Consider the following 6945-nt stretch of genomic DNA (forward strand, 5'->3'; position numbering starts at 1 on the left):
ATCTCAAAACTTTGCGTTGACAACTCATTGACCACTTAGGCCGTCATTTGGAGCGTTGAGATGAGACCATTTAGAAACCTTTGGCCGGAGAGCGTTGATGAGGATCCCAGAAGTTTTTAGACAGCCTAGCTCAAACCCTTCACCATCCATCCGATCCCCTTTGGCAGACTATTGACTTACCAACGCCCCGGCGCCCTGCCCACAGCCAAAACTCTAGAAAATGTCGGCAGGATCGGCTGCCCGCAGCCGTCGCACGGCAATCGCTCCTGAGATGAAACACATGCTCACCGCCAGCCCCAGCACCAGCACTGCCCGGTTGAAGGTCATGGCAATAGGCAGCAACGTGGCATTGGCCGTCAAATCGTAGAGCAAAACCGACAGGGCAAAGGCAGGAATGTACCCCAAGCCGGCCAGCAGGAGCGCCTCCTGAAATACCACCCCCAGCAGGTAGGTATCGGTATAGCCCATGGCTTTGAGAGTGGCATATTCCGCCAGGTGATCCGACACATCGGTGTAGAGAATTTGATAGACAATCACAATGCCGACAATAAAGCCCATGCCCACCCCCAGGCCGAAAATAAAGCCGATGGCTGTGCCCTCTTCCCAGTAGGTTTGCTCCATATCGATAAACTCCGCCCGTGAGAGCACCCGCACATCTTCCGGCAGCAAAGCCCGCATCTGCCGCACCAAGGGATCCGGATCCACACCCGGCTGGAGTTGCACCACGCCGATATCCACTAGGCCGCGCCCCCGCTGCGGAAAAATGCGCAGGAAATTGAGATCGCTGGTGAGAATGGTGCCGTCGGCTCCAAAGGTGGCCCCCATCTCAAACAGGCCCCCCACCTGGACGCGGCGGTTTCCCACCTCAGTAACCACCTCTCGCCCGGACTCAAACCACTCTGGGATGGGGCCAAACTCGCTGCGGGAGCGGCGGTCAAAAAGCACCACGTCCGCCTTTTTGATCTCTTCCAGCTTGTCCGGCGTCAGTTCCGGCAAGTCCAACAGATCAGCCGAGGGATCCACTCCTACCACAAAAATGCTGCGGGTACGGCGGGTCTCTGGGTTTTTCCAGAGGGCAAAGCCCACATAGACAGGCGAGATGGCCCGCACCCCCTCAAAGCCCAAAGCCTGATAGAGTCGCCGCTGGGAGAAGGTGTTCATGGCAATCAGGGCGTTGGACTGAGGGCTGACCAGGAAGATCTCTCCCTTCAGGGCCACGTGGAAGCGGATGGCACTTTCCAGCAGGCTGTCTTGGAAGCCCAACTGCATGAACATCAAGATGCAAGCAAAGGCAATGCCCGCCAGGGCCACCAGCAGGCGGATCTTCTCCCGCGTCAACTGCAGCCAGGCCAACGGGATCCGATGGGCGATAAAAGCCACACTGAACAGGCTGTACATGGGCTGAGCCTACCCCTCGACATCGATGGCCACATTCACCTGCAGGTTGGTCAGGCCAGCCACGCGGGCGCTGCTCTCCGGATCCAGGCGGATATACACCTCTACTACACGGGCATCCACATCGGCAGCTGGGTCGGTGTTGAGCACATCTTTCTTGCCAATCTGCAGGCCTACCCGCTCCACTCGGCCCTGCAGGGTTTCTGGCAGAGCGCGGTTGCTAATGGTGGCCTGCTGGCCTGGCCGAACCCGCAAGATGTCTGTTTCGTAGACCTCGGCCACCACCATCATTTGGTCAGTGTTGCCCAGCTCGAGAATGCCCTCGCCGGCGGGGATGACCTCTCCAGGGCGGGTGTGGATCTTGAGCACCTGTCCAGCACGGGGAGCGCGGATGAGGGTGCGCTCTAGGCGAGCTTCTGCCAGTTCCAGATTGCGGGCCAGGGATCCCAGTTGGACTTGGGCTTGGGCCAGACTCAGTCCCGCCTCGGCAGCTTGGACTTGGGCTTGGGCATTGAGCAGATCCCGCTCACGGGCCAGGCGCAGTTGGCTCAGGGTGGCTTCGGCAGCCCGCAAGTCCTCCTGTCGTTGCCGCACCAGCAGCCGGCGTTGATCCAGCTCTTGTTGCGAGATTGCTCCTTCCTGCCAGAGCTCCTGAAAGCGGGCCAGATTGGCCTCGGCATCGGCCAGTTCTGCCCGGATACGTTCCACCACCGCTTCCTGGGAGCGGATTTGCATCTGTTGCGGCTCGTCCAGACGGCTGAGGCGGGTGCGTGCCTCTTGGATTTGGGCCTGACTGAAACGGGTCTCGGCCTGCAACCGGGCGCGGGCCTCTTGAAGTTGGGCGGCAGCGTACTCTCGCTCCGCCAACCGCTCGGCGTAGCTTTCCAAGCGGGCTAGCACTTGGCCTGCCACCACGCGATCCCCCTCGGCCACCAGCAGCTCTCCCAGCCGTTCTCCGGGGGAACCGGCAATGCGCAGCACTTCCCCCTCCGGCTCCAGGCGACCCAAAGCACCAACTTGCGGAGGCAGCCGCATTTCCACCGTTGCCTCTGCACTTCCCGATACCGACTGTGTGGCTCCCTGTTGGCTCAATCCCAGCCATGCCAGACCGGCACAACCAAGCAGCCCGACTCCTGCCAGCGACCAAAGCGCTCGTGGGTTCATGGCCTTTTACCCGCTGTGGCTTTGCAGACGACAAACGCCGCCTCTTTTTCTTAAATAAGTGTAAAGTTTTTGGGATGAAAATGTCCAGCTGTATTCTGTGTTGCTTGTGCTCACCGTATTTTCACCCCCTGTGGGTTCCCCAAGGTGCCGGCAGATCACGGCAACCGGTGGGGCGCAGCCTACCTAGCTCTGGGGATTCCTGATATGATGTGGCCTGTTCGAACCTGTTTGTAGTCAGCAGAACGCAGTCCTTTTTTTGGAGTGTGGCGGTTTTAGGAGTGGGGTGGAGTTGCGATGGTGGAAACAGTTGGAGGAGGGGATCCCATCCCGCCGTTGCCGGTTCGGTCTCAGCCTCCGCCCCTGCATTTGGATCCCCTAGATCCCTTGCTTTCCACCTATCACTTTGTGGGCATTGGTGGAGTGGGGATGTCGGCCCTGGCCTATATCCTGGCTAAACAAGGGTTTCGCGTTTCCGGATCCGACATTGTCGCCAATGGCCGTACCCGCCGCCTGGAAGCTTTGGGGGTGCGCTTCTTTCAGGGCCACAGCTTGGAGGGGTTGGTCGGGGATCCCCAGGTGGTCTATTCCAGCGCCATTCGCCCCACCAATCCAGAATTGGCCGCTGCCCTGGGCAAAGGATTGACGGTTTGGCACCGGGCAGACTTGTTGGCGGCTCTGTTTAACCGTCGCTCTGGCATTGGGGTGGCCGGCACTCACGGCAAAACCACCACCAGCAGCATGATCGGCTATGTGTTGCTCTCGGCGGGCTGGGATCCCACCTTGATTATCGGCGGGGAAGTGGATGCCTGGGATGGCAATGCCCGTCTGGGCAAGGGGGAGTATTGGGTGGCCGAGGTGGATGAGTCGGATGGATCCCTGGTGCGGCTCTATCCCAAGATTGGGGTGATCACCAACATTGAGCTGGATCACCCCGATCACTACGCCGATTTGGGGCAGGTGATCCGGGCTTTTCAACAGTATGGGCAGCAAAGCCAAACCCTGGTGGCCTGTCTGGACTGTCCCAACGTGGCGGCTCACCTGAGGGTGGATGTGGGCTACAGCCTGACCGGTCATCCCCAAGCCCAGTACCAAGCCCGTCAGATCCTCTACACTGCCAATTCCACCTGCGCTGAGATCTGGGAAAAGGGATCCCTCCTCGGACAGCTTCGCCTACAGGTGTTGGGATCCCACAACCTCAGCAATGCCCTGGCGGCGGTTGCCGTTGGGCGACAGTTGGGCTTGGAGTTTGCGGTGATTGCCTCAGCTTTGGCGCAATTTCGGGGGGCGCATCGCCGCTTTGAGCACAAGGGGGAAGTGGGTGGAGTCACCTTTATCGACGACTATGCCCACCATCCCAGCGAGATTCGAGCCACCCTGCAGGCAGCCCGTCTGCAACAGCGGCGGGTGGTGGCCGTGTTTCAACCTCATCGCCACAGCCGTTTGGCTGCCTTGTTCCAGGATTTTGCCCGCTGCTTTGGGGAGGCGGACGTGGTGGTGATCGTGCCTACGTATGGAGCGGGAGAGCCGGCGCCTGAGGGTTCCGACAGCTTGCGCTTGGCCGTGGCGGTGGCGGAGCACCATCCCCATGTGCGCTATGTGTCGTCTTTGCCGCAATTGCCGGAGGTGTTGCCGTCCGTCCTGCAGCCTGGAGATCTCGCCGTTTTTTTGGGCGCAGGGGACCTAAATCAGCAGATAATCGCTACGATGCGGGCATATGCGGCTCAGGTGAGGGAACAGCCTGGGCAAGCCAAAAATCCAAACTTCAGCTGAAAAGGAAAGCCAAAAATCCAAACTTCAGCTGAAAAGATAGCTGCTTCTGAGGTATTGAATCATGACGACGGCTCCGGTGGTGCCTCAGCGGGACGGTTCCTGTGAGTCTGAGGCGGCAAGTCTTACCGCTGAAGACAGGCTTCTCCCCCGCGGGCCGGCGGCTCTGCTATCTGGACGAATTCAATCGGGGATCCCGTTGGCTCCTCTGACCACCTTTCGCGTGGGCGGCAAAGCGGAGTGGTATTGTGAGCCCCGTAGCCATCTGGAGCTGCAGCAGTGTTTGGCTTGGGCGCGAGCAGAAGGGATCCCCACGACGCTGCTGGGGGCAGGCAGCAATCTGCTCATCAGCGATGCCGGGTTGAAGGGGCTGGTGATCGGCACTCGCCGTTTGCGCGGGATCCAACTGCTAGAAGGGGGGAGAATTTGGGCCGCTGCCGGAGAGCCTTTGGTCAATCTGGCGCGGGCAGCCGCCAAGCAAGGCTGGAGCGGTTTGGAGTGGGCCATCGGGATCCCGGGCACCCTGGGGGGAGCCGTGGTGATGAATGCGGGTGCCCACGGACGCGCCATGGCGGATGTGCTGGTGGAAGTGCAGATTTTGGACGAGGAACAAGAGCCCTGCCGCCTAGAACCTGCCGATCTGCAATTTGGCTATCGCCGCTCTCGCCTACAGGACTCCCCCTGGACGGTGACAGGAGCGACGCTGCAGTTGATCCCAAGCAGGGATCCGTCCCAGGTGCAGTGGGAAACCCAGCGCTACCTCAACCAACGCCTAAGCTCTCAGCCCTATCATTTGCCCAGTTGTGGCAGCGTCTTTCGCAACCCAGAGTCTCACCCTGCCGGCTGGCTAATCGAGCAGGTCGGCTTGAAGGGGTACCGCATCGGTGGGGCCCAAATTTCAGAGCGCCATGCCAACTTCATCCTCAATTGCCATCAGGCGAGTGCCAAGGACATTTACCGCTTGATTCGCTTGGCCCAGGAAAAGGTCTATCAACAATGGTCGGTGCTTTTGGAGCCGGAAGTGCGCATTCTGGGATCCTTTGAGGATTAGAAGAGCATCGGCTGGGCAATTTGGCCTGCTTTCTTTTGATGACTTTGATAATTTCGATGATTCTGCTCTTAAACTGTTCTTACCAGCTTAGATGCTCGTCGATTCTTTCCTATCGGCTTATGAGTCAAGATGCAGCCACCTTACGTCGTTTAATTCAACGGCTCAATCAGTCCCACACCACTGCGGAAGAACGCCGCTATTTGGTGGAGATCGGCAGCCTGGCTGCTTTGCTCACCCCGGAAGAGGCTGCCGCTTTGGCCCAGGATCCCAAGCAACTCACCGCCGAGCAGCACTATCGCATCTGGGACTGGGTGCATCGCTGGGAACGGGAGCACCGCCACGAAGATCTGGACTGGGATCCCTCTCTAGACCGACACAACGACTAGAACTCGAAAGAATCCCGTCCCGCTATCACGAACAAATCCCGGCCAGAGTCTAAGACAAAAGCCATCTCCAAGTCTCATTTTTGAACAGGATCCACACCCCCAAACCCACCAGAATCCAGGGCACCCAGTGTTCTGTCCGTTCCGTTAAAACCTTCGCCACTGCAGGCTGCATCGTCAGTTTTTGAGCCATTGCAAACCACAATCCCTTCATCAGAAAAAAGATCGTGGAAAAAAGGGCCAACCGGAGAGGGGTGCTGCCGGCAAACAGAGGAACGTACAGGCTGACATTATCTCCACCATTGGCAAAGGTGAGGAGCATGGACATCAGGGCTGGTGGGGGCAAAAAACTGACCAAGCCTTTTGGGTTGGGCGCTCTTGCAGTTCTTCCAGCTCTTCTTCCAGGGCTTCTTCCAGCTCAGGTTGCCACAATTTCCAACCGCCTACCGCAATCGGGATCAACCCCAGCAGCCCAATCGCAGGTGGCGGCAACAGCAGGCCCCCCAGGTATCCCAGAGAGCTGAGCAGGATCAACCCTGCCAAGCCCAAGTAGCCTCCCAGCCAAATGTGCCAGCCCTTCCACAGGGGTTGCAGCTGCGCCTGGGCAAACAACAGAACCAGCAAGAAAAAGTCGTCGATATGGGTGGCAACAAAAGCGAGGATCCCTTCGACTAAAGTTGCCCAGAAAATTGCCAGCGGCATAGGGTTAAGAAATGGGGAAGATGGCGCTGATATCGACGAGGTGAAACTGAAGCAGCCCAACAATTGCCGAAGTATAGGCGGTAGAAGAAGCCAGCCCAATCAAGAGATCGCGTTTCATATTGCGGGGTTTCTCGCCTTTCTCGACGACATCCGTAGCGCCAAACTGCATCATGAGAATGCCCATCAAGTTGGAGAGCCAGTACCCCACGAGGGTTCCGCCCAAAAACCACTGTGGCTACCACAGGCTACACAGGTAGCCAAACCCATAGGCAATCGGCAGGTTGAAAAACAAGTCATTCCACCAGGAAAGGGGAGACAGCATAAACCCCAAAATCAGCTTACTAGCGCAGGAGCCCCGCACTGTACCCGTAGGGTCACTGCCGGGAGGAATGCGCTTTGATGAAGTACAATGGACTTATGAGCCAAATCCTGACCATCTCCTGCAAGCTCAAGGTGTCCCAGTCGCAAGCCGCTAAATTGGAC

8 protein-coding genes are annotated in these 6945 nt (G+C 58.5%); 3 read left to right on the top strand and 5 right to left on the bottom strand.

Annotated elements, in window-relative coordinates:
- Positions 1-213: 213 nt before the first annotated feature.
- Entirely contained in the window at positions 214-1398 is a 1185-nt protein-coding gene (devC, locus tag NW839_RS09390) for an ABC transporter permease DevC (RefSeq protein WP_011433169.1), read from the bottom strand.
- Positions 1399-1407: 9 nt separating this feature from the next.
- Positions 1408-2559 (bottom strand): ABC exporter membrane fusion protein, encoded by a 1152-nt coding sequence (locus NW839_RS09395; protein ID WP_414329074.1) that lies wholly within the window; start codon positions 2557-2559, stop codon positions 1408-1410.
- Positions 2560-2892: 333 nt separating this feature from the next.
- On the opposite strand from NW839_RS09395, the gene murC reads away from it, so the two are divergent.
- From murC to NW839_RS09410, 3 genes are all read left to right on the top strand, one after another.
- The gene (murC, locus tag NW839_RS09400; RefSeq protein ID WP_414351911.1) at positions 2893-4329 is read left to right on the top strand and encodes a UDP-N-acetylmuramate--L-alanine ligase; all 1437 of its coding nucleotides are present in this window, start codon (positions 2893-2895) and stop codon (positions 4327-4329) included.
- A 61-nt stretch (positions 4330-4390) separates the two neighbouring features.
- Positions 4391-5377 carry a UDP-N-acetylmuramate dehydrogenase gene (gene murB, locus NW839_RS09405; RefSeq protein WP_414351862.1) on the top strand — a complete coding sequence of 329 codons (987 nt, stop codon included), beginning with the start codon at positions 4391-4393 and terminating at the stop codon, positions 5375-5377.
- 119 nt (positions 5378-5496) lie between these two features.
- A complete protein-coding gene (locus NW839_RS09410; protein ID WP_414329076.1) occupies positions 5497-5763 on the top strand; it encodes a hypothetical protein in 267 nt (88 codons plus the stop codon).
- Between the two features lie 49 nt (positions 5764-5812).
- Here NW839_RS09410 and NW839_RS09415 read toward each other — a convergent pair whose 3' ends face one another.
- From NW839_RS09415 to NW839_RS09425, 3 genes are read right to left on the bottom strand one after another with little or no spacing between them, the layout of a single operon-like run.
- On the bottom strand, positions 5813-6088 hold the full coding sequence (locus NW839_RS09415; RefSeq protein ID WP_414351861.1) for a cadmium resistance transporter: 276 nt from the start codon (positions 6086-6088) through the stop codon (positions 5813-5815).
- A complete protein-coding gene (locus NW839_RS09420; RefSeq protein ID WP_414351860.1) occupies positions 6088-6462 on the bottom strand; it encodes a cadmium resistance transporter in 375 nt (124 codons plus the stop codon). The genes NW839_RS09415 and NW839_RS09420 overlap by 1 nt, the downstream gene beginning before the upstream one ends.
- 4 nt (positions 6463-6466) lie before the next feature.
- On the bottom strand, positions 6467-6685 hold the full coding sequence (locus tag NW839_RS09425) for a hypothetical protein (RefSeq protein WP_414351859.1): 219 nt from the start codon (positions 6683-6685) through the stop codon (positions 6467-6469).
- Positions 6686-6945 lie beyond the last annotated feature (260 nt).

This window comes from Synechococcus sp. R5-15 (genome assembly GCF_047462035.1).
In the GTDB taxonomy this organism is placed as follows: domain Bacteria; phylum Cyanobacteriota; class Cyanobacteriia; order Thermostichales; family Thermostichaceae; genus Thermostichus.